Annotated in this window: 19 protein-coding genes; 13 read left to right on the forward strand and 6 right to left on the reverse strand. The window is 43.5% G+C overall.

The genetic code is table 11. From position 1 onward, the window contains the following. Positions 1-72 precede the first annotated feature (72 nt). Positions 73-1,890, reverse strand: a complete 1,818-nt coding sequence (locus tag R7Z50_RS10570) for a hybrid-cluster NAD(P)-dependent oxidoreductase (RefSeq protein ID WP_065275434.1) — start codon at positions 1,888-1,890, stop codon at positions 73-75. A gap of 267 nt (positions 1,891-2,157) precedes the next feature. On the opposite strand from R7Z50_RS10570, the gene R7Z50_RS10575 reads away from it, so the two are divergent. Further along, positions 2,158-2,322 (forward strand): YqaE/Pmp3 family membrane protein, encoded by a 165-nt coding sequence (locus R7Z50_RS10575; RefSeq protein ID WP_005375297.1) that lies wholly within the window; start codon positions 2,158-2,160, stop codon positions 2,320-2,322. Between the two features lie 155 nt (positions 2,323-2,477). Beyond that, a complete protein-coding gene (pyrC, locus tag R7Z50_RS10580; RefSeq protein WP_005385019.1) occupies positions 2,478-3,506 on the forward strand; it encodes a dihydroorotase in 1,029 nt (342 codons plus the stop codon). A 95-nt stretch (positions 3,507-3,601) separates the two neighbouring features. On the opposite strand, the gene R7Z50_RS10585 is transcribed toward pyrC, so the two are convergent. Further along, positions 3,602-4,507, reverse strand: a complete 906-nt coding sequence (locus tag R7Z50_RS10585; protein WP_065275435.1) for a DUF808 domain-containing protein — start codon at positions 4,505-4,507, stop codon at positions 3,602-3,604. 172 nt (positions 4,508-4,679) lie between these two features. On the opposite strand from R7Z50_RS10585, the gene R7Z50_RS10590 reads away from it, so the two are divergent. From R7Z50_RS10590 to R7Z50_RS10620, 7 genes are all read left to right on the forward strand, one after another. Continuing rightward, entirely contained in the window at positions 4,680-5,600 is a 921-nt protein-coding gene (locus R7Z50_RS10590; protein ID WP_005375292.1) for a M14 family metallocarboxypeptidase, read from the forward strand. A gap of 761 nt (positions 5,601-6,361) precedes the next feature. Continuing rightward, positions 6,362-7,306, forward strand: coding sequence for an iron ABC transporter permease (locus R7Z50_RS10595; protein WP_318149064.1), 945 nt, complete (start codon positions 6,362-6,364; stop codon positions 7,304-7,306). Further along, positions 7,303-8,256: an iron chelate uptake ABC transporter family permease subunit gene (locus R7Z50_RS10600; protein WP_053307879.1), complete on the forward strand. Its 954-nt coding sequence runs from the start codon at positions 7,303-7,305 to the stop codon at positions 8,254-8,256. The genes R7Z50_RS10595 and R7Z50_RS10600 overlap by 4 nt, the downstream gene beginning before the upstream one ends. A 53-nt stretch (positions 8,257-8,309) precedes the next feature. Beyond that, a complete protein-coding gene (locus R7Z50_RS10605; RefSeq protein WP_053307880.1) occupies positions 8,310-9,278 on the forward strand; it encodes a siderophore ABC transporter substrate-binding protein in 969 nt (322 codons plus the stop codon). Positions 9,279-9,372: 94 nt separating this feature from the next. Next, positions 9,373-11,553 (forward strand): TonB-dependent receptor, encoded by a 2,181-nt coding sequence (locus tag R7Z50_RS10610; protein WP_085569339.1) that lies wholly within the window; start codon positions 9,373-9,375, stop codon positions 11,551-11,553. Positions 11,554-11,817: 264 nt separating this feature from the next. Further along, on the forward strand, positions 11,818-13,428 hold the full coding sequence (locus tag R7Z50_RS10615) for an ABC transporter ATP-binding protein (protein WP_318149065.1): 1,611 nt from the start codon (positions 11,818-11,820) through the stop codon (positions 13,426-13,428). Continuing rightward, positions 13,425-15,116: an ABC transporter ATP-binding protein gene (locus tag R7Z50_RS10620; protein WP_017821247.1), complete on the forward strand. Its 1,692-nt coding sequence runs from the start codon at positions 13,425-13,427 to the stop codon at positions 15,114-15,116. Before R7Z50_RS10615 ends, R7Z50_RS10620 begins: the two co-directional genes overlap by 4 nt. A gap of 203 nt (positions 15,117-15,319) precedes the next feature. Here the strand turns inward: R7Z50_RS10620 and R7Z50_RS10625 are convergent, their stop codons facing one another. Continuing rightward, positions 15,320-16,108 (reverse strand): AraC family transcriptional regulator, encoded by a 789-nt coding sequence (locus tag R7Z50_RS10625; RefSeq protein WP_005385013.1) that lies wholly within the window; start codon positions 16,106-16,108, stop codon positions 15,320-15,322. Between the two features lie 98 nt (positions 16,109-16,206). On the opposite strand from R7Z50_RS10625, the gene R7Z50_RS10630 reads away from it, so the two are divergent. The 3 genes from R7Z50_RS10630 (at position 16,207) to R7Z50_RS10640 (ending at position 18,160) form a co-directional block, all read left to right on the forward strand. Beyond that, the gene (locus R7Z50_RS10630) at positions 16,207-17,112 is read left to right on the forward strand and encodes a DMT family transporter (RefSeq protein WP_318149066.1); all 906 of its coding nucleotides are present in this window, start codon (positions 16,207-16,209) and stop codon (positions 17,110-17,112) included. Positions 17,113-17,257: 145 nt separating this feature from the next. After that, positions 17,258-17,743, forward strand: a complete 486-nt coding sequence (locus R7Z50_RS10635; protein WP_005375279.1) for an acyl-CoA thioesterase — start codon at positions 17,258-17,260, stop codon at positions 17,741-17,743. A gap of 171 nt (positions 17,744-17,914) precedes the next feature. After that, on the forward strand, positions 17,915-18,160 hold the full coding sequence (locus R7Z50_RS10640; RefSeq protein ID WP_005375277.1) for a hypothetical protein: 246 nt from the start codon (positions 17,915-17,917) through the stop codon (positions 18,158-18,160). 367 nt (positions 18,161-18,527) lie between these two features. Here R7Z50_RS10640 and malG read toward each other — a convergent pair whose 3' ends face one another. The 3 genes from malG to malE all read right to left on the reverse strand — a co-directional run bounded on the left by malG (position 18,528) and on the right by malE (position 22,263). Then, positions 18,528-19,418 carry a maltose ABC transporter permease MalG gene (gene malG, locus R7Z50_RS10645; protein WP_005375275.1) on the reverse strand — a complete coding sequence of 297 codons (891 nt, stop codon included), beginning with the start codon at positions 19,416-19,418 and terminating at the stop codon, positions 18,528-18,530. Positions 19,419-19,430: 12 nt separating this feature from the next. Continuing rightward, the gene (malF, locus tag R7Z50_RS10650) at positions 19,431-21,005 is read right to left on the reverse strand and encodes a maltose ABC transporter permease MalF (protein WP_005375273.1); all 1,575 of its coding nucleotides are present in this window, start codon (positions 21,003-21,005) and stop codon (positions 19,431-19,433) included. Between the two features lie 79 nt (positions 21,006-21,084). Beyond that, complete coding sequence (malE, locus tag R7Z50_RS10655) at positions 21,085-22,263, reverse strand: maltose/maltodextrin ABC transporter substrate-binding protein MalE (RefSeq protein WP_005375272.1); 1,179 nt, start codon at positions 22,261-22,263, stop codon at positions 21,085-21,087. Positions 22,264-22,935: 672 nt separating this feature from the next. Between malE and malK the strand changes: the two genes are divergently transcribed. Further along, positions 22,936-24,054 carry a maltose/maltodextrin ABC transporter ATP-binding protein MalK gene (gene malK / locus R7Z50_RS10660; protein ID WP_005375271.1) on the forward strand — a complete coding sequence of 373 codons (1,119 nt, stop codon included), beginning with the start codon at positions 22,936-22,938 and terminating at the stop codon, positions 24,052-24,054. The last annotated feature ends 356 nt before the right edge of the window (positions 24,055-24,410 follow it).

Below are 24,410 nucleotides of genomic sequence, written 5' to 3' on the forward strand. Positions count from 1 at the left end.
AAAACGCTGCTAAAAATAGCAGCGTTTTTTTGTCTAGGAACAGTTTTTGTCGAAGGACAAAATTGCTCTCGCCTAGTTGGTTACTGTTACGTCCGTCTCTGGCACAGCACAACACGCCAATACGGTTCCCATTGCACGTTCCTCATCTGTCAACGCAGGCACGTCCGGATGATGTACTTGACCCGACGTAAGCTGAACCTTACACGCGCCGCATAAGCCAGCACGACAGCTATTGCTAACAACCTTCCCTGCGTCTTCAAGCTGATCTAACAACGTTTTCTGATTATTCCCTACAACTTTCGTCCCATTGAAATCGATCGCTATGCTCTTCTCTGGTCTTGAAGTGACTGAAGATACGCCAAACGCTTCTTGATGGTAGTTTTCTTCTGGCAGCCCTTTTCTTAGCAGGAGATTTTTCGCTTTCTCCATAAAACCATCAGGACCACACACAAACACTTGGCGCTGTTCAACATCTTTGATTTGCTTAATGTGTGACAAACTTAAACGCCCTTTCAAACCAAACCAATCAACAGCAGGTTGCGTTAAACAGACTTTTACTTCTAGCGCTGGGTGCTCACGCTTTAACTGCTCCAACTCTGAGCGACAAGGAATATCATTCTCGGTGCGACATTGATGGTAGAAAACCACGTTATCCAACTGATTGTGATCCGCTAAGTAACGCACCATTGATAACATTGGTGTTACTCCACTACCCGCAGAGAGTAACAACAGAGGCTGCGCTTCATGCGTTTTAAGGTGGAACTGACCGTCAGGTTGTTCTGCCTCTAAAACATCACCGACTTGTAAGTTGTCTAAGAGTGAGTTAGAGACTCTTCCACCCGCGATACGCTTTACAGAAATAGCATAACGACCCGGGCGAGAAGGACTGGATGACAAGGTATAGCGTCGACCCACTTTCTTACCATCAATATTCACCTCTATTGGTAGGTGTTGTCCTGGCAAGTAATTAGGCAACGAACCTTTGTTTGGCTCTAACCATAAGGTCACAAAGTCTTGGGCAATTTCTTCACGCTCAACACATGTAAGCTTCATGCGCACTGGCGAGTTATCTGCGTAAAACTCCGGCTCTTTGTACTCCAATACTTCAACTTTATCGCCTTGACGAATAATGCCTTCATTTCGCGCGACAAGATTCTGGCCAAAGAACACACCACCGACATCGTTTGCACGGAACTGTTGCAAGGTTTTGAGCGGCTCTTTGCTCTCACGGAATGTGCCTCTTTGGGTATTCACCGTAGTCAGGATACAGCGCTCGCAAGGTTTGAGAGACTCAAACTCTACCTCACCGATTCGTATGCGCTTCCATGAATCTTCTTCAAATGGCTTAGTATCAGAGACAACTAAGTTAGTACGAAACTGATCCATTGAGTGTAGCTCTGAACTTCTTCGGTTCAGCTCATCAAGTGAAGCTTGGCTGATCACTAAAACCGGATAACCATCAGCAAAACTGACGTTTTGACCTAGCTTTTCACGGACACGATTCGATTGCTCACCACTAAACAACAACTCAACGCGTTGCCCCAACACACGACTAAACCAGTCATCTGCATCATCTGTCGTGGTATAGGCAGTAAACGTATCTTTCCAAACCGTTGCAGGTGTCTCCTGCATTTTGAAATCTTGGTAACGGATTTTAAGTGGCTCCATACCCAAACTACTAAACACCACTCCATCGGACAATAAGGCAGACTTAATGGTTACCATTTGCGGATACTTTCGCGCAGTGATCATCGAGCCATCAGCTTTCGCAATCATAAAGCGACGATCGAAGCTCAATCCTTGCTTCTCAACCCATACGGACGACAGCGATAATCCGCCAACTGACTTAACCGGAAAAACATTAATTTGGGATAAAACGGGTTGCGACATGGCCTTCTTCCTACGGGTGTTTTTTATTTGTTGCGGTATTGTATACTCAAATCACATTAAGTTGCAGAGTCTGCTGCCTCTTCATCCATTTCAACTTTCTCGAAACCATATTCTTATAAATTTGGTTTTAGTGACAAGTATTTACTACACTCAATATTCGCGTTTTTTAACACCGTTCTGACCAAATACCGTTTGATAAAGTGTGATACGACACACATAATTCACCCAAGTTATCACTACTCCCATTTATCGATTTGGAGCTTAATTATGGATACAAGAAAACTGGTTCTGATTTTGTTATGTATCTTTCTTCCGCCTGTCGCGGTGTTTATGGAGAAAGGTCTAAATAAAGACTTTTTGATTAATCTAATATTGACGTGTTTCTTCTTTCTACCAGGTACGATCCACGCGCTTTGGTTAACAATGAAGTAACCACTTACACTCTCACTCTTTATAAAATTGAAAAATGGGATGAAATATGAGGGCAATTCCTCTATCATCCTGTCGCCTAAGCGCAAGCGTTTGCTCAAAAGCAAATACGGCGCTTAGGCTCCAATCAGACAACTTTTCAATGGTGGGAGCAATTAATGACAACACTGACTATCACTCGTCCTGACGACTGGCACGTTCACTTACGCGATGGGGAAGTTCTTAAAGACACCGTTCGCGACATCAGCCGCTACAATGGCCGTGCGCTGATTATGCCAAATACCGTCCCACCTGTTACTACAACTGAGCTCGCCCTAGCCTACCGTGACCGAATTCTCAAAGAGCAACATGGCGAACAGTTTGAGCCTTTAATGGCGCTTTACCTTACAGATAACACGACACCAGACGAAATACGTAAGGCTAAAGCAACCGGACACATTGTTGCTGCCAAGCTCTATCCTGCTGGCGCCACAACAAACTCAGATTCCGGTGTGACCAATGCGAAAAACATTTATCACGTTTTAGAAGCAATGGAAGAAGTAGGAATGTTACTTTTGGTTCATGGGGAGGTAACACATCACGATGTTGATATATTCGACCGAGAAAAAGAATTCCTTGATACCGTCCTCGCTCCTATCGTCAATGATTTCCCTAATCTTAAAATCGTACTAGAACATATCACCACCGCCGACGCAGCAAACTTCGTTAACAATGCCTCAGACAACGTAGCGGCTACCATCACTGCCCACCACCTTCTTTTCAACCGTAACCACATGCTTGTGGGTGGTATTAAACCTCATTTCTACTGTTTGCCAATTCTTAAGCGCGGAACCCACCAGCAAGCGCTGATCGAAGCAGCAACTAGTGGTAGCAAGAAGTTTTTCCTAGGTACAGACTCAGCGCCACATGCGAAAGGGGCAAAAGAATCGGCTTGCGGTTGTGCTGGTTCTTACACTGCACACGCTGCGCTAGAGCTTTATGCAGAAGTCTTCGAAAAAGAAGGCAAGTTGGAAAACTTGGAAGCTTTCGCAAGCTTCAACGGTCCTGATTTTTACGGCATTGCACGTAACACAGATACAGTAACGTTAGAAAAATCCGCTTGGGATGTGCCAGAAACGATGCCATTTGGCAATGATATCGTTGTGCCTATTCGAGCAAATGAACAGATCGAGTGGAAAGTGAAGTAAGTACTTTACTGACGTTTCACCCATAAAACAGGGTCATGCTTTTTGTAAAAAGAAGTCATGACCCTTGTTATTATCGTCTCATGTTTTAGATGTGATTATTGACCACGAAGCTTTTCAACCATCGTCCATACCGCAACCACAACCAACCCCGCCACAAAGCCGATAATACCGTTCAGTAAAATAGGCAAAATGGCTGTAGCAACCGAATGACCACTAAAGTTCATAATAATCGGCTCTACAAAGTGATGAATGGCTGGCACGTTGTGCACCACAATTCCTCCACCCACCAAAAACATCGCAGCAGTTCCTACAATGGTTAACAACTTCATCAACTTTGGTGCAAAAGCGACCAAGGCCCCTCCGACTTTCGCTACCCAACCTTTACCGTTTGAGCGACTTTCAAGGTAAAGGCCTAAATCATCTAGCTTCACAATCCCAGCGACTAGTCCATAAACTCCAACCGTCATAATCACTGCAATTAAACTGACAACTAAAATTTGCGTAACAAGACTGGCTCCTGTCACGGTACCTAACGCAATCACGATGATTTCTGCTGAAAGGATAAAGTCTGTCCGAATCGCACCAGAAACTTTACGCTTTTCATACTCTTCTATCGACTCGCCAGTATTAACTAGCTCATCTTCTTCTTCGTGCGGATGCGAGTGAGGAAACACTTTCTCAAGTACTTTCTCTGTCCCTTCAAAGCAGAGAAATAAGCCGCCAATTAGCAATAATGGCATGATAAGCCATGGAATAATCGCGCTAATAAGTAAAGCTGAAGGAACTAAAATCAATTTATTTTTGAATGAGCCTTTTGCAACCGCCCAAACCACTGGAATCTCTCGCTCAGATGCAACACCAGACACTTGTTGAGCGTTTAACGCTAGATCATCTCCCAACACACCTGCGGTTTTCTTTGCCGCCATTTTTGACATTAAGGCGACATCATCAAGCACCGTGGCAATATCGTCCAACAGTGTGAGTAAACTTGCTCCAGCCATTTTTTGTCTCTTATATGAAATTGAGTAAGTAACAAAATGTAACACCAATGAATCACTCATCAAAGTGATGATTTTGCAAAGAATACCACCCCAAATGGTGTTTTATATTGCTGTAAAGATAAGACAGGTCTAGTCTTGTGATACCTTTCAGCAGTCAAAAGAAAAAGTATAGATGAAAAGTGGATACATTTACCCGATCGGTACTCCTGGCCAACCTTGGAACGAAGAAGAACGTAAAGCTTGGTTAGCAACGCAAGAAGTAAAACGTAGCTACCAAGATGAAGTCGTCAGTAAAATCGATGCCCTACGCGAGCGTTTTGATGTTGAACAATATGGTGCGCTCTCATACAACGAGGCACGCTTCCCTCTGTTTTGTATCAAAACACGCAATTGGGATTCAACTAAGCCTGTTGTGTTGGTCACAGGCGGCGTGCACGGTTACGAAACCAGCGGTGTACATGGCGCATTAAAGTTTGTAGAAACAGAAGCAGAACGCTATGCAGAGCATTTCAATATTGTCGTTGCACCCTGCGTAAGCCCTTGGGGTTACGAGGTGATCAACCGCTGGAATCCAAACGCGATTGATCCAAACCGCTCTTTCTATAAGGATAGCCCTGCCGAAGAGTCCGCTAACCTCATAAAGCTAGTTGCAACTTTAGGCGATGTGTTAATGCACATTGATCTACATGAAACGACAGATTCTGACGAAACTGAGTTCCGTCCAGCCTTAGCTGCTCGTGATGGTATTGAGTACATTGAAGGTATGATCCCAGATGGCTTTTACACGGTGGGAGATAGTGAAAACCCTCAGCCTGACTTCCAAAAAGCGGTCATTGAGTCAGTTGCAAAAGTGACTCACATTGCACCAGCAGATGAAAACGGCGAAATCATTGGTTCACCCGTCGTACAGTTTGGCGTTATCAACTACCCAATGGTAAAACTGGGCCTGTGTGGCGGCGTAACAAATTGCGTTTACGGCACGACAACGGAAGTGTACCCAGACAGCCCAACGGTGACCGACGAAGAATGCAACGATGCACAGGTTGCAGCCGTAGTTGGTGGTTTGAATTACGTACTAAGTAAGCTCGAATAACACAGGTTAACAATAAAGCAACTGACGATGTCTTTGAATTGTGAATCAGCTTTACTTTGCTCCAAAAGCAAGTTGAGACATTAATCCGCTAGTTTATTAGAAATTACCGCATTAACATCGCTAACACTGAAGATGCGAAGCATCACGACTTTATGACGCTATTTTAATGCGGTATCTAATAAATCCTAAAATACAAACGACATCTAGACATCATCGTCACTACTAACTCCTCTTCCTGAACAAACTATCGTCATACCATTTAAATCAAACCTCAACCAACGAGCTTCTGAAGCGAAAAACATCCTTAAACAATAAGAAAGCTTAATGCTCTTTGGCTTTATTTTTTAATCACTTACCCAAAAGCACATGCATTAGCCATTGCCTTGTTTTTTATACGCGATTGATCTTTTTAGAGAAACACATATGAACTTCATTGCTTAACCGAAAAAACAAAGATATAATGAAAATAATTATCATTTGTATTTTAATTTTAAATCGAGAACCTCTTTCTCTTTGCATTGAAAGCGGCACTTTTCTTTTGCTAGTTAATCCAGTTTTAAAGCCAAATCAGCACGTTGAATTTTTAGGTATGGCCTAGTGATACTTTGAGGGCTGGATTGTGACCTTAATGTTTATAAAAAATAACTTGGTTATGTTTTGTTGGAATTTAGAACCTATATGCGAATAGATATTCATTATTCGTATTCCATCCCCAAGTCATAAGTTAAGAGAAACTCACTTTATTTTGGGGCAGATTCTGTATGAGTATTCACGTAGTAAGCCTGTTTTTTATACTGTGCTTAACTTCAATTTTCGTCGGCGCAAACCAACTAGATTGGTCGTTATTGCTGACCATGGATGACAAAGCTTGGCTACCGATTACTGCTAGCAGATTACCAAGGCTAATCGCACTAATTCTTACCGGATCTGGTCTCGCAATATGTGGTGTTATTCTTCAACATATTGTTAGAAATCGTTTTGTTGAGCCGGGCACCACAGGCGGTATCGATGCGGCAAAGCTCGGTATTTTGGTATCTATCGTCATGCTTCCATCCTCAGACAAGCTTGAACGTATGCTCTTCGCCGTACTATTTTGCTTCGCCGCTGGCCTTATCTACATTGCCATCGTACGAAAAATTAAATTCAGTAACTCTGCGTTAATACCTGTGATTGGGCTTATGTTTGGTAGTGTACTAAGTGCTATAGCGGAGTTTTATGCTTATCAAAACAACATCTTACAGAGTATGTCCGGTTGGTTAATGGGAGGTTTCTCCAAAGTGGTCCAAGAACACTATGAAATAATTTTCTTGATTTTACCCATCACCCTACTGACTTACTTATATGCACATAAGTTTACTGTGATGGGAATGGGCGAAGATGTTGCGTCCAACTTAGGAATTAATATTGCGTTCACTGCCGCCTTGGGTCTAATGCTAGTTTCCGTGACAGTTGCTATAACAGTGGTGACCGTAGGTGCCATTCATTTTATCGGTTTAGTCATACCTAACCTAGTCGCACTAAAATATGGCGATCACCTTAAAAACACCCTACCAATCGTTGCACTAGGCGGCGCTTCGTTACTTATTTTTTGCGATGTCATAGGCAGAGTTGTTGCCTTTCCTTTTGAAGTCCCAATTGGATTAACAGCCAGTGCTATCGGGGGAGTCATGTTTCTTGTGTTTCTTTTGAAAGGAGCACGAGTATGAGATCACATTACTCAAACATGCGAGTGAGCATTATACTCGTTTGCATACTGTCTATCGCCTTTATCTTTACAAGCTCTGGGTGGGATTTTGATTACGTCATCCCTAAGAGGCTGATTAAACTTGGTGCCATAGTTATTGGGGGCAGCTGCGTGGCCATCTCTGCTGTTATTTTCCAAGCTTTAGCTGGTAATCGTATTCTTACGCCATCCATTATGGGATATGAGTCGGTTTATCTGGTTTGGCAAACCCTACTCTTATTACTAGGGGGCACTTCTGGCATTGCTACATTAGGTGTTGTCGGTAATTTCGCTGTCTCTGCAATACTCATTCTGTTGTATTCCTTAGCGATTCAATCTTGGGTACTCAATAGATTTAAACATGACATGCACCAAGTTCTGCTGATTGGCTTTGTTTTGACAATGGTGCTGACAACTCTTGCTCAATTTATCCAGCTCAGAATAAGCCCTGGAGAATTCTCTATCCTTCAAGGGCTCAGCTATACCTCGTTTGAGCGAGCGAAACCTTCTACGTTACTTTTTTCCAGTATTGCGTTAAGCGTTTTGGCACTCTTTGCTAACAGATGGTCACGCGAGCTAGATGTGATAGGTCTAGGTCGAGACCAAGCGATGTCATTAGGACTAAATGATAAGCAATATGTACCAAAGTTCTTTGCTGTAATCGCCATTTTAGTAGCAATTTCGACGAGCTTGATTGGCCCAACGGCTTTTATGGGAATTTTTATTGCCAATATTGCTTATTCCGTTACTAGCGCACCGAACTACAGACACATATTGCTCGTTGCTTGTGCTATTGCAATTGTCATGTTCTTGTCTGGTCAACTTCTGGTAGAGCACTTATTTAACTTTAAAACCACCGTCTCTATTTTGGTGAATGTCCTTTGTGGGGGATATTTCCTAGCCATCACGATAAGAACAAGAAGCCAAATATGAAAACTGTTACTCGCCTGTTTAAAGACAACTCACTGACAAAAAGGAAATACCCCATGTTTAATAGCCCCCTACGTTTGAGTATCGCGCTTGCTTGCTGCGCTCTAGGAACCTTATCAGGTTGCGAGCCGGAAATAACTAAAATTGAAGATACTCAGCCATTAGAAAAGCTCATCGTGATTGAACACAATCTCGGAGCAACTACTATTTCTCATCGCCCTCAACGAGTGGCAGCATTAGATATGAACGAAGTGGACTTTTTAGATCAGCTAAATGTTCCAATCTCAGGAATGGTGAAAGACTTTGTTCCTCACTTTCTAGCGAAATACAAAGACACACCTGAGATAGCGGATCTTGGTGCGATAGTTCAGCCTAATATGGAAAAGATCTATGCCCTAAAACCAGATCTCGTATTGATGACTCCGCTACATGCGAATCAGTATGAAGAACTCTCTCAACTCGCTCCGACTTTACATTTTGACATCAACTACCGTAATAGTCGTGACCATCACGTCGATACCATTAAGAAACACCTTGTAGAGCTTGGTGAGATCTTTGAAAAGCAGGAGCTAGCCCAACAGAAAGTTGCCGAAATCGATGCAAAAGTCGCAGAAGTGCGCGCTGTTACGAAAGAGCGTTCTGAAAAAGCTTTGGTTGTCATGCATAACAATGGTGCTTTCAGCTCATTTGGCGTTGAGTCTCGTTATGGCTTCGTTTTCGATGTTCTGGGGGTAAAACCAGCGAGTGAAAAAGTGGAGACAGGTTTGCATGGTCAGCCAATTTCTAGCGAGTTCATTAGCCAAGCTGATCCAGACATTCTTTACATCATTGATCGAACAGCAGTAATGGAAGGAAAGCCTGTCATTGATGCGGAACACTTAGCAAACCCACTACTCCGTCAAACCAAAGCATGGAAAAACGACAACGTCGTTTTTGTTGATGCCGATGCTTGGTACATCACTTCAGCAAGCATCACATCTCTGAAAATCATAATTGAAGACATCCTAAAAGGTTACCAAAGCTAAATCTAATAACAATGAGTTGGATCTTAAGTAATTCAACACTCAATCGACGTCAGAACGGATGTGAGCTAGCCCAAACAAAGAAAAGGAATCTATAATGACTCATGACTATCATCAGATAGCGATGGACTCTTCACAGAAAAACAAACCAAGCCCATGTCATATCGCCCTCTTTATTTCACTTCAATTTAGTACTTTTGTCGTACCAATTAGTATCGCTCAAGCTGAAGAAGTCGTAGATGAATCAATGACAGTTTATGGTGAAGCAAACAGAGTTTATGCCGCTGGCAAAGTTTCTCACGCGAGTAATATAGGAATGCTTGGCGACAAAAACTTCATGGAAACGCCTTTCAATACGATTGGATACACAGAAAAACACATTCAAGACCAACAAGCACGCGATATCTCAGATGTAATCTCAGCTTCTGATCCCTCTGTTTTCACCAGCGGTGAAACCGGCTTAAACAAAGAAAGTTTCAAAATAAGAGGTTTCAACTCAGACATTAGCGACGTTATGTTTAATGGATTGTATGGTATCGCTCCTTATTACCGAACCTCTCCTGAAATGTATCAACGTATTGATGTACTTAAAGGTCCTGCTTCTTTGCTCAACGGTATGCCACCGAATGGATCTGTTGGTGGCACCATCAACTTAGTGACAAAAAGAGCACAAGAAACACCAATCACATCTTTCACCGGCAGCTACTTATCGGACACTCAATTCGGAGGACATATCGATATTGGACGTCGCTTTGGTACAAATGAAGAATTTGGTATTCGTTTCAACGGTGCATTTAAAGATGGAGACACCGCGATAAACAACCAAAGCAACAAAACTCAACTTGCATCATTAAGCCTTGATTGGCGTAATGACATTGCTTTCCTTGAAGCAGATTTTTACTACAGTACAGAGCGAGTTGAAGGTGCAAACCGTGGGTTAAGCATCGCTTCTGGTCTCAAAATCCCATCACCTCCTCCATCTGACACATTATTGACGCCAAGTTGGGCCTACAATGATAGCGAAGATAAAGGGATGATGATTCGCGGGGAGCTAAGCGTTAGTGACTCTGTAACTGTATACAGCGCATTGGGTGGTAGCCGTACAGATTTTCATTCAAATGTACCGCAACGAATCAAAATCATCGATAACGAGGGTAACCTAGAGGTATCTCTCGGATCAGTTAAGCTTGAGAACAAACGGACTTCAGGTGAGATAGGTGTTCGTAGCAACTTTGACACTGGCCCAGTAGAACACCACCTTGTACTGAATAGTACTTACTTTAGAGAAGATAAAAATGATTCTCCAACAGGTAATAATAATCCAGCCCCTTGGAACTCGAATATTTATGATCCTGTTTGGGGACCAGAAAATTCAGTTTACGACAACTACTATGGTTTACCTATCGATTCAACTCAGGTCAGCTATGGCATTGCCGATACGTTATCTTTTGTTGATGGGAAATATCAAATCACGCTCGGCTTGCGTTACCAGAGCATTGATTATGAATCTGGAATAATAATGAACGGAATGTCGCTTCCTACCACCAAGTTTAAGGAAAGTACTTACACTCCCGCACTTGCAGCATTATACAAAGTTTCGAGCTCAGTTTCGCTTTATGGTAACTACACCGAAGGCTTAACGAATGGGAAAACAGCAGGCTCTAGCGCTGCAAACGCAGGAGAGGCTTTTGAACCCCAAAAAACCAAACAGACTGAAGCAGGCGTGAAGCTTGACCTGGACGGCTTTGCTCATACGTTCAGTTTATTTGAGATTAAAAAGCCAAATGGGTACCAAGATCCGGATACCAACATTTTTTCTTTCGGTGGTGAACAGCGCAATCGCGGTATTGAATGGGGGTTCTACGGCACACTATCAAAGGACTATACGCTCATCGGTGGTATCGCCTATACAGATGCAGAGATTACAAAAGCAACAGATGTGACAGAGGAGGGGAAACAAGCAACTAAGCTACCCGATTTACAAGCTAAACTCGCATTAGAATGGAACCTCCCTGCGATGCGTGATCTCACGCTTATCGGCCAAGCGAACTATATGTCTGAACAGTACATTGATGCACAAAACACTCAGGCATTACCTGCACAGACTATTCTTGATCTTGGCGCACGCTACAACTCAAAAATTGCTGAAACAAGCGTGGTTTGGCGCCTTAGCGTAAACAATGTACTGGATGAAGATTACTGGACAACCACCCACTATGCGGACCTAGCTCTAGGCGCACCACGCACAGTGATGCTGTCAGCTACTGCGGATTTCTAATCCCTCCACCTCCCCTTTAGCCTGCCTTCTAAGGGGGACTTACTCCCATTTGGCTGTTCATGAAAATTCACAACAAATCAAAGGAAGTACTCATCTTCAACATTCAAGCAGACAAAGAGCTCGCAACACCTACGGCCAAAGTTAATTCAAAACATAATCCATCAACGTCCACTTCCATAGGCTTTATATGAAAAACGATAAGAGCTCAATATGCTCTACCACGTTCTCCTTATTTTCGCTTGATAGGCTAGATAAGGTGACAATATGATAAGTAAAATCAGCCAACATTACGTTACGCCTAGCTTAATGCCAGCCTTAAAGCCATCGATTAAGAAGCTTGCTTTGGGAACGTTTTGTGAAGCACTTGCCGCTGTGGCAAAAGTTGGTGCACTGCTATGCTTGATAAACCTTATCGATAAATTTGCAAACCAATGGATTTACGGTGCCATAGGACTTTGGGCGGCTAGCGCACTTGCCTCATCAGTGGGCTCGTGGTTAGTTCATGATGCCGAGTCGCAGTTTTCCACTCGATTACGTCGCCAAGTTGCTCAGCACTTGACGCGCTTGCCAAGCAAGACCATCTCTCAATATGGTGATAATCAACTGCGTCGCATAGTTTCCGAAGACATCAGCACGCTTCACCACATGGTTGCGCATTTGCCTTCAGAACTCGTGACATTCATTGTCGTACCCGCAACTTCTATTTTTATCATGTTGAATCTCACAGGTCCGGTAGCGATGCTTACTCTGCTCCCTGGTCTAATTGCATCATTGTACTACCTACTCTTTATACCTAGGTTCGCCGCTAAACATGGCAAAGAGCGCATGACAATAATGGGTGATATCGTTACCGCAGTAAACGACTACACAAGAGGTATCCGAGTAAATCGAATTTACGGCACGCAAGCAGGAGCACTCGACAGCTATAATGATGCCACAAGACGCTTTACTCACGGCATAGTGAAATGGGTTGGTAGCGTTGCCCTTCCAGCAGCAATTGCTACCGCATTACTTCAAGCGGTTTCGACTTTCGCAATGGCCTATACCATTGGCTATGAATTAAGTCCCGTGGCAATGGCGTCGCTATTCTTTTTTGGTTTGGCCGTCGTATCACCCGCACTGAAGCTTGGCCATGGATTGGACTACGTTAACGCAGGAAAGAATGCTGCAAAGAACATCAGCGACTTTTTACAGCAACCACAAATAGAAAGTGGCAGTTTGAGCGCGGGAGAAAAACCGCTATCACTACAAGCATCAAATATCGTAGTGGCTAATGGAACCGTTAATATTATTGATAACTTCTCCCACTACTTCCCACGGGGTTCATTTACAGCCATCATGGGGCCTAGCGGAGCAGGCAAAAGTACGTTACTACGTCTATTAGCAGGTCAAGAAACACCTCTTTCAGGCTTCGTTACCTTAGGAGGCAATCAACTGTCTAAACTCTCTGAGATATCCCGATACTCCTCCATACGCTATGTACCCCAAGATATCGGTGTACTCAAAACTACCATTAGGCAGAATTTGAAACTATCAACGCCAAGTTCAAGTGACGACGAGCTGAACCAAGCTTTGCAACAAGCTCAATTAAAGATTGACCTCAATTCTGATGCAAGCGTGCTTTCAGGAGGCGAGCAACAACGTGTCGCAATAGCTAACACATTTCTAACTCAAGCCAACGTTCTATTACTGGATGAACCAACCAGTGCTCTCGATAAAAATACGGCCTTCACTGTGATCAGAAATCTCGCGAAGTTTGCGAAAACACAAGACAAGATATTGATCATAATTACTCACGACTCAGAACTCGCGAAACTTGCAGACACTACATTGATGCTCAACAGAAAGGCTCAACGACAGGATGAAGAAGTATGACGGCTCACAATACCCTCTATTCCAATTCGACAATTCCACAAAGTGCAAAGCACCGTCTATATCGAGTCGCTATAGGTTGGGGACTAGTTGCATTATTTGAGGCAACGGCTTACACATTTCTTGCAATATCTATTGTCGAACAAGCTTCACCATTGAACGTCATAATAGCTGCTGTTCTAACTGTGATAGTTACCGTTATTGTAACTCGTTCTGGATTTCTCTCTGGTGCGAAACTGGCTGGGGATCTTTATTCATCAGTAGGTCATTCGCTCAGTAAAGCAAAGTTAGCTTGGTTTAATGATCAGCATAGAACTCAGCTCACTCAACTAGCAGAACGAGGAATACCTGGCTTTATGGCCATTCCTGCTCATCAGCTACAAACATTTTTGCACGCTCCAATGTTACCCATATTTTTAATTATCGGTATTGGGGTCGTTGGAGGAGGTGAAATTGCACTACTCAGTGCCGTATTGTTACTAGTTGCACTGCTCGTTCAGTACAAGGCGCAAAGATACCTAAGTCGCTCAGATAGCGACCGACATGACGCAGAGCTTCAAGCGACTAAATCAACACTTGAGCTCATAGATCACCTTGAGTTACTTCGCTCAACAGCGGGGCCTGAGCGCTCAATCGAGCGTATTGAACAGAGTTGGCACGCACAAGAAGAAGCTCATTCAACTATTAATCGTAACGCTTCTATCGCAACCTTAGTATCAGGATTGGCAACGATTTTACCCCTTGCAGGTATCGCCATCTATCTCGTCTTAGAGCCGATTACTCAACCCTTATTAGCCTTGGCTTTATTGATATTGATTACCCGTGCAGCTGCACCTTTGGGTGAACTCGCGTTGGCAGGCTTTGCGATTAACGACGTAAAATCCTCAATTAAAAATTACGCTCAGTTAACGAATGTCCCTGTTCTGCCTGAGCCTAATCCTCAATTTGCAACCTCCCCCAAAAACCATAAGTTCGAACTGAACCTTGTGGGCCATTTAGATCTCTTTGAAGATGCTAGCACGGAGATCAAACAAGGTGATACCGTCGTCATCAATGGAGTCAGTGGCAGTGGGAAAAGCACTTTACTGGGCCTGTTTCTAAGGTTTGATGATCCTGACCAAGGTCTTATTTCGCTCGGAGGGATAGATCTAAAGAATATCCCTTATGACGTGCTCACCCAGCATATAGCCTATGTTGCTCAGGAACCGGTCATTTTTACTGGCACATTGGCGGATAACATTCGGTTAGGTAATCCCAATGCAAGTGATTATGAAGTTGAGAGCTTTGCAAGACACGCACAATTGGACAAACTTATTGACTCATCTCCTAAAGGAATACATCAAACAGTAGGACAAAGAGGCTCAGGGTTGTCAGGAGGTGAAAGACAGAGAGTTGCAATTGCGCGAGCTCTCATTAAAAAGGCGCCAATCCTCATTTTCGACGAAGCGACGGCAGCATTAGACGAAGCAACCGAAAAAAGTATTGCTCAACATATTCAAACATTGAACTCGACCGTGATTATTGTGACGCATCGCGATCAGAATATATGGTCACCCACATTGGAACTCACGATTGAGGGTAGAAGAGTTATAGTTGCACAGTACAACTCTACTTCCTTGAAAAGTAGGGACAAATTGGCGGCTGAAGAAACTAATAACAATCAATACTTAAATCTAAGCGGTGTCAATTGAGTTTTTTGTCACTTTAGCACATTGTATCATCTAAAGAATCTTACAGGCATGTTGTAAAGCAATGATAATAAAGCGAATTCTCAAGGTTATAATTCTGACTCAATCTGACACAAGATAGACGTAGGTCTTTCCAATACCATCAGCTTTTCGAGTCGGTCATCATACAGCGCATTGTCAATTTTTTTAAAATAGACTCTACACTTTTACAACAATCGATTCTTGTATTGCTCCGGTGTCATGCCGGAGTATTTCTTGAACATCGCGATAAAAGGGCTAGCTTGGTTATAACCTAACGTCAGAGCGACTTCTTTCACAGTCTGCCCTTTACGCAGCAACTCCATAGAATGTAAATATCGCACACGTAAGCGCCACTCAGTAAAGCTCATGCCCAACTCACTCTGGCAATGTCTCGCTAACGTGCGTTCTGTGGTATGCACTTTTGCCGCCCACTCCGCCAAACTGATCTCATCCGTCGGCGATTCTTCTACTGCTTTTAAAATCGGTTCAAGATACTTATTGTCGGTAGTCGGTAAAAAGTGATGTTCGACTTCTTGCTTTGCAAGCTGGTCCAATAACACTTGTACCAAGCGCTTGTCTTCATCAGTTTGCGCCACATTAATGTCTCGCTGACGAAAGTCCTCAATAATAGATGACACGATTGGAGTCACTTTGATCAAGCTCGTTTTAGTTGGAAAATGCGCCGTCAATTCAGGGGCAATATTCAAAGAACAATATTCGATTGGCTTACGGTTGTAGCTAGTGTGACGAATTCCGGCGGGAACCCAAATAGCAAGATGTGGAGGTGCTAGAAATCTTGTGTCTTCTGCATCCATCTCCAGAATCCCACCGCTGATCAGTTGCACTTGCCCCCAAGGGTGGCTATGAATTCGTGTTTCTGTATTAGAGAGAAACGCTTCGAAATTCATAAATACATCTGATGGCGCACGATCGATTGATAAGGAGGGGTGAAGATTTCTGGCGCTCTTTTTCAAAATTGTCTTCCTATCGCTTACGATGTCTTTTAAGAGATACTTTTTATTATAAAGACCTGCCAGACTAGCGCCATCAATAATTGTGCTATAGGGTTCTCATGATTTATTTACTTCCGTTTTTCACCGTTATGATTTGGGGTGGTAACTCAATTGTGAACAAGATGGCTGCGAGCGCCATTGAACCAAGTGCGATGAGTTTCTACCGTTGGTTTGTCGCAATGGTACTCCTAACGCCATTTTGCCTGCCTGCAATCATCAAACAACGACATATTATTCGACCTTACTTAGCTAAGTTGGCGTTTCTTGCGTTACTTGGTATGGTTCTCAACCAGTCACTTGGATACTATGCCGGTTTAACAACAACGGCCTCTAATATGGCCCTGATCACCTCTTTAGTTCCTTTGATCAGTGTGTTTTTAAGTGTCCCATTGCTCGGTAAATCTATATCAATGTTAAGTATCGTCGGTGGTGTCATTTCGCTCGGCGGCTTGGCATTTATGCTTGGTCACGGTGATATCACTTACTTTTTACATCAAGACTTAACGCAAGGTGACAGCTTAATGCTCGTTGCTGCCATGGTATACGCGGCTTATTGTGTTCTGCTAAAACGCTGGAAAATGCCATTCAGTAGTTTGACTCTGGTTTACATGCAGGGCTTCTTTTCTGTTTTGATGCTCACACCACTTTGGCTCTCTAGTGAGCAACTGTTACCAAGCCAAGACGCGCTACCATTAATCGCTTATGCTGGTATTGCTGCTTCCATTTTCGCGCCGCTGATGTGGGTCAAAGCGATTGATTCAATTGGTGCTGATTCAAGTGCTATGTTCATGAACCTAATGCCTGTGGTTTCCGTCATACTTGCTTCAACACTAATTGGTGAGAAAATTTACACTTACCACATTATTGGTGGGTTGTTAGTCATCTCTGGCGTTATCCTGTCGCAAGTAAAAGTAAGACAGAGAAAACCATTATCCAATTCTGAGATTGCCTCTACCGCCAATTAACATCTACACCCCAAGCCACAGAACTACGCTGTGGCTTGTCACTTCCAGCGTTCGAATAAAAGTTAAAATTTTGTTTCATTCGCTATTCCCGAAAATTCATCTTGCTGCTAAATTGGGAAAACAATAACCCATCAAGGAAAGACAGATGAGCAGTGGTCAAAGAGACATTACCCTTCGCTTTTTAGCAGAACCCAGCGACGTAAATTTTGGCGGAAAAGTGCACGGCGGCGCCGTAATGAAATGGATCGACTTGGCAGCGTACGCCTGTTCTGCAGCGTGGAGTGGTAAATATTGCATTACCGCATATGCTGGCGGCATTCGGTTTGTTGCTCCGATTCATGTCGGCAACTTAGTCGAAGTTAGCGCGAAAGTCATTTATACCGGACGAAGCTCAATGCACATTGCGATTGACGTGCAAGCTAGTGATCCAAAGCAAATGAAAAACAGACTCACCACTCACTGTATCGTTATCATGGTTGCTGTAGATGAAAACGGAAAACCAACCGATGTACCGAAATGGATTCCAGAGTCAGATGAAGACAAAGCCTTAGAGCAATCCGCTATCCGTCTTATGAACATGCGTAAAGAGATTGGGGAAGAAATGGAAGCACACGTTAAATACCTCAAGTAACTGGCATCCGTTAAGAACGCTATTAAGTACCTCAACGTTACCTAGACCCAGAGTGTGGAGCAACATCATGGTTTTGCCATTTGTTTCACGCTCGCCCTTCTCTGTCATAAATCCTTCACCTAGCTTTGCTTAAATCCATCCATTATTTTAGAGTTGGATAGAGTTTGGATCTTGAGACTAAAAGAAACGACCTTAAGTGAAGAGACGTTGACCAATTTAAAAGCGGTCGAGTACCAGTGGGTGAGAACCATGTACGTCGAGGGGTATAACGAAACAGAAATTAATCATTACATTCAAACTTGCTTTGGCGGTGACGTTACCTTTGCTAATCTATTTCGTCGCGTCGCACTGCAGCAAGAAAGCTTGTACACGCTGCTTCAATACGTTGGATGCGCACCTTCCAGCCGAGAGTTTTAATCTCTTCCTTCCCTACCTCAATTTAGCTTTTTACTAAGCTCTAGTTATTTATGTGAAGTGCTACGCAGGGCATTATTCAAGCCCTGTGTAATCCATTGCAAAGCCGCTAATCTCTATCTACTTATTGCAAAATTGCCTTTAACAGGCATAAAAAAACCTGAGTCTAAACTCAGGTTATGGTTACAAAAACTGTTAGTGATTGAATCGTAAGGAACTAAGCTAACAGCCAGCTATGCGTAACGCCAATAAAAGCCAAGATATTACTGATCGGCGGCCAAACCAAAATTGTAATATCCGTGCTAAGTATAAGGGCGACCATGTGGTCGCCCTTTTCTAGTTATTCTTATCAATCTCAGACCACAAGAGATTATCCTTTCACACCACCAGCGGTTAGACCACCAACCAACCAGCGCTGCGCAAGTAAGAATACGGCAGTGATTGGCACTGCTGAAAGTACAGCAGCTGCGGCAAAGTCACCCCACAAGTAGTTTTGTGGATATAGGTATTGCTGCATACCCACTGCAAGTGTGTACGAGTCTACATCAGAAAGCAGTAGTGACGCTACAGGAACTTCACCAATTACCATGATGAACGACAAGATGAAGACTACCGCTAGGATTGGCACAGACAGTGGCAGCAATACCAAACGGAATGCTTGCCATGGTGTAGCACCATCAAGAGCCGCCGCTTCTTCTAGAGACGAGTCAATACTTTCGAAGTAGCCTTTAATGGTCCAAACGTGCAGTGCGATACCACCTAAGTAAGCGAAGATCAGACCGCCATGCGTGTTCAGACCAAGGAAAGGAATGTACTGACCCAGTTTGTCGAACAACGCGTACAGAGCAACCAATGCCAACACTGCAGGGAACATCTGGAAGATCATCATCGCTTTAAGAATGGTGTTCTTACCTTTGAACTTCATACGAGCAAACGCGTAAGCCGATGTGGTTGATAGCGCCACGATTAGGATTGCAGAAATACCACCCACTTTTACAGAGTTCCACAGCCATGTCATTACTGGGAATGGTGGCGGTGTAACTGTACCGTCTGGATTAGTCACCGAGAAACCTAATGCCAATTTCCAGTGATCAAGTGTTGGGTTGTCTGGGATCAGGCTACCCGTTGCAAAGTTACCTTCACGGAATGAAATCGCGATGATCATCAGTAAAGGGAAAATAATCAGTGCCAAGAATGCCCACATTGCAATATGAGTAGCCCAAACACGATACTTTAATGACTTACCTTGTACCATTGCCATTGTAATTTCTCCTTAGTCCTGAGCTACTTTAGTTACGCGTAGGTTGATAAGTGCCAATGCGCCAACCAATAGGAAGATAAGCGTTGCTACCGCACTTGCTAGGCCGAAGTCTTGACCGCCAGCACCTTCGAATGCGATTCGGTAGGTGTAACTTACTAGTAGGTCGGTGTAACCCGCAGGCTCTGATGTACCAATCATATTTGGACCACCGCCAGTCAACAACTGGATAAGTACGAAGTTGTTGAAGTTAAATGCAAAACTCGCGATCAACAATGGTGTTAACGGCTTCAACATCATTGGTAGTGTGATACGTGTGAAGTTCGTGACAAAGTTCGCACCATCAATGGCTGATGCTTCATATAAATCGTCTGGAATCGCTTTTAGTAAGCCCATACACAAAATCATCATGTAAGGGAAACCAAGCCAAGTGTTAACAATTAAGATCATGGTTTTCGCCATGAACGGATCAGAGAACCAAGCCGGGCTAATGCCGAATAAGCCTTCCAACAACATGTTGATCTCACCAAAGCTTTGGTTAAACAAACCTTTAAAGATCAAGATAGAAATAAACGCCGGAACTGCATAAGGCAGGATTAGCAACAAACGGTAAACTGAGCGACCTTTAAGTGCTTCCCACTGAACCACACTGGCAAGGACAAGACCAATAACAAGCGTAAATAATACGGTTAGCGCAGAGAAAACAATGGTCCAGATAAAGATACTGATAAACGGCTCTTTGATACCATCATCTTTCCAAACACGCTCAAAGTTGTGGGTACCAATGTTCACCACGAAACCTGGTGACACTGTGCTGCCAACAAATTGACCGTTTTCATCGACAGGCTGGTAGTAACCTACTTCCATATTTGGACGTAGCGTTTCTTCAGTCCGGTTGTTGTAAAGCGTTTCACCATCTTCTTGTAATGTGTACAAAGGCACAACTGCAGCAAATTTGCGCAGCCCACTCATGCGGATATCATCACCACTTGGCAAATGTAAATCGACACTGCTCAACGCACTGCGGTTCTTAACAATCGCCTTGATTGATTCTTTTTCACCCGTTACTTCTTCAATTGGTGAAAGATCAAACTCCGATGCTGAAAGGTTATCAAGCTGAAAAGTCGGGCTTGCAAGTAGCTCACCATCTTTTTCAACCACAAGTTGATGGCCTTGCTCCGTTTTATACAAAGTGAACGGGTAGCTATCACCACTTTGGTAAGTTCGGTCCAAAAGTACGTTCTGAGCGCGATCAAAAGAGAGTTGGTTTTTCGCGCTATAGTTGGTAAACGCCAAACCTATGGTGTACGCCAAAGGAAAAAGAATGAAAAGGATCATCCCTGCTATACCAGGGTAGATGTAACGGTGTGCGTACGTCTTTTTGCTACCAAAGATGAACAACGCTAAAGCGGTAAGAATGAGCGTAAGTAGTGCAAACGCAATCTCACCGCGAGAATACATAAGGATTGTTGCGTAGCCATTGATGATGCCGACTGTGCCTAAAAGTGACCATTTCATGAACACTTTTTTGCTGCTCGGAAGGCTGGCTTCTGGTGCTGTCATAGCATTTGTACCTTGAACTGACTGCATAGGGAACCTGCTAGCGAATATAGAATAAATATAGAAAAGTAAGGAGGAGTTGCCTCCTCCTTAAAAAGGTCTTACTTAATTATTTAGTCATTTGTTTTTCTGCATCTGCAAGAGCTGCATCGACAGTTTGACGACCGTCAACTACGTTGATGATTGCGTTCTTAGCCGCACCCCAGAATGCGTTCATTTGAGGGATATTTGGCATGATTTCGCCGTTCATCGCATTGTCCATTGTTGCTGCGATACGAGTATCTGAATCTAGCTCACGTTGGAACGAGTTAAGTGCTACCGCACCTAGAGGCTTATCGTTGTTAACCATACGTAGGCCATCGTTTGTTAGTAGGTAGTTCTCAATGAACTCAACTGCTAGATCTTTGTTTGGAGACGCAGTGCTGATACCAGCCGTTAGAACACCAACGAATGGCTTAGAAGATTGACCTTGGAACTTAGGTAGCGTAGTCACGCCGTAGTTAACGCCAGACTTCTCAATGTTGCCCCAAGACCATGGACCGTTGATCGTCATCGCTGTTTTGCCTTGGTTGAACGCAGACTCAGACACTGAGTAATCCATATCCGCAGAGATTACGCCTTTGTCAACTAAGCCTTTTACGAAGCTCATTGCGTCTTTAACGCCTTCTTTCGCGATACCTGCGTCTTTAACATCGTAACCTTCAGAAGTGTATTTAAACGCGTAGCCGCCATCAGCAGCCATTAGTGGCCAAGTGAAGTACGGTTCTTTTAGGTTCCACATGATTGCAGACTTGCCGTCTTTTTTAAGTTTTGCATCTAATGCTGCAACCTCTTCCCAAGACTTTGGTGGGTTTGGAACTAGGTCTTTGTTGTAGATTAGAGATAGAGACTCAACCGCAACTGGATAGCCGATCAATTTACCGTCGTAACGTACTGCATCCCAAGCGAAATCAACGATACCTTCTTGAATATTCTTAGAAGGTTTAATTTCTGCTAGCAGGCCAGCTTCTGCGTAACCACCGAAACGGTCGTGAGCCCAGAATACGATATCAGGACCGTCGCCAGTCGCTGCAGTTTGAGGGAATTTGTCTTGAAGGCCATCTGGGTGAGCCACAGTCACTTTAATGCCTGTGTCTTCTTCAAATTTCTTACCAACTTCAGCAAGGCCGTTGTAGCCTTTATCACCGTTGATCCAGATAGTAAGTTGTCCTTCTTCGATGGCAGCATTAGCACCAAAAGAACCCAAAGCAACAAGAGTACCTAGTGCTACAGCGCTTAACTTTTTCATGTTCGTATCCTTTTTATATTTTTGATGTAGGGCTAGTCCATTGAGGTTCAGCCGTATTTCGACATATATCATCTGAAATAATCCAATATGTCTCATCCTCCTAATCCCTACGCCCTTACAATTATGACGTATTTTCGTGATCTAAATCGCCAAGGGTAAGAGACTCAAATCACAAAATGGATAGTTCCTGTGATCGGTTTCAACTTTAGGTGGTGCAATAATGTGATTTCCGACCAACTGCTTTCTTCCTCCTCCTTTTTTACTCCTCCCTTTCTACTCCCCCTACAATTATTTCTATTAGGAGGATGTCGCACTACGAACAATCTTAGAAACTGCAGTCATCCAAGAGTGGATGGTAAGAACCCTTTCCCAGCAGTGCCTACGTATTAGGAAAAAGATTTGCTGGTTTTGCATTGCCAGACGAGTGGAATGTCATTATTAGTGTTGTTTGTGGTAATTATTTCACGGGGGAGACAATACGAATAATGTGGGGGAGAGAAACTCGTACTTGGCTATGATGGGTAGCACTTCTATTCAGGACATTTTATTGAAGTGCTACCCTACTTTTCTTACCAACCGCAAGAACTTACCGATTCCTACTGTTACTGCTCGCTAGATAATTCATATAATGATGAGCGGTGAATAATAAAAAATTGATCGAGGACGAGCTACATGGCGAGTGTCACGTTAAAAAATGTTTGTAAAGCGTATGGCGACGTACTGATTTCTAAGAACGTAGACCTAACAATCAACGAAGGTGAATTTGTTGTTTTCGTAGGTCCATCAGGTTGTGGTAAATCTACCCTTTTACGTTGTATTGCCGGTCTTGAAGACATTACTTCAGGTGATTTGTATATTGGTGACCAGCGCATGAATGACGTCGAACCATCCAAACGTGGTGTTGGTATGGTATTCCAGTCTTACGCTCTTTACCCGCACCTTAACTTATATGACAACATGTCATTTGGCTTGAAACTAGCAAAAGCAGACAAAGCAGAAATCGACAAGCGTGTTGAACAAGCAGCAGAAATCCTACAACTAGGCCACTTGCTTGAGCGCCAACCAAAAGCACTTTCTGGTGGACAGCGTCAACGTGTGGCGATTGGCCGAACATTAGTATCGCAGCCAAATGTATTCCTTCTAGACGAGCCACTATCAAACTTGGATGCGGCACTGCGTGTAAACATGCGTGCACAAATTACTAAGCTACAACGCCAACTTGGTTGTACCATGATCTACGTAACGCACGATCAGGTAGAAGCGATGACAATGGCAGATAAAATCGTTGTACTAGACGGCGGTTATGTATCGCAAGTTGGTAAGCCGCTTGAGCTTTACCATTACCCACAAAACCGCTTTGTAGCTGGCTTTATCGGTTCTCCGAAAATGAACTTCATGAGCGTATTCATTGATGAAGTAGAAGCAGAGCGCGTCAAAGTTCAACTATCTAACGGCGTATCTTTCTGGATTCCGGTGGATGGTACAACAGTTAACCGCGGCGACCGAATGTCTTTAGGCATTCGCCCTGAGCACCTATTATCCGCTTCTGAAGCTGATGCAAGTATTCACGGTGAAGTGATGATTGTTGAGAAGCTAGGTAACGAAACTCAAGTATACCTAAACCTAGAAGGTGCGGACGCCGACGTTATTTTCCGTCAGCCTGACACGCTTGCAGTCGACACTGGCGATAAAATCGAGATCGGTATTCCAGCTCATCGTTGTCACCTGTTCCACAGTGATGGTCGCGCATGCCGCCGCCTATACAAAGAAAACGGCGTAGAAGTCGAATAATTCATTCGTCCTTACTCAAAAAAAATCCCTCTCAAGTGAGAGGGATTTTTTTATCTTAATAAATATCAGCAATTCGATACTAAATCATTAATCGTGAACGAATCAAATCACCCGTTTCTTCTACCCTCACATAAACCATTGTCTTTGTACTGATACTTCATTTTTAATACTTTTCCTCATTCCTCATAAGTAAGTACCAGCTTTTTCCTAACCCGCCAAACTTAGCCAAAGGGCTAAATATCATTCTTATTTCCACTTACCTCAACAAAGCAAATTTTTGTAAGTGTTCACCAAGCCCCTATTGACAGAAAAAGTGTGACACTCAGCACTTGATCCATTCTTGGCTATTGAGTGAT

Source organism: Vibrio sp. 1249-1 (assembly GCF_033340495.1).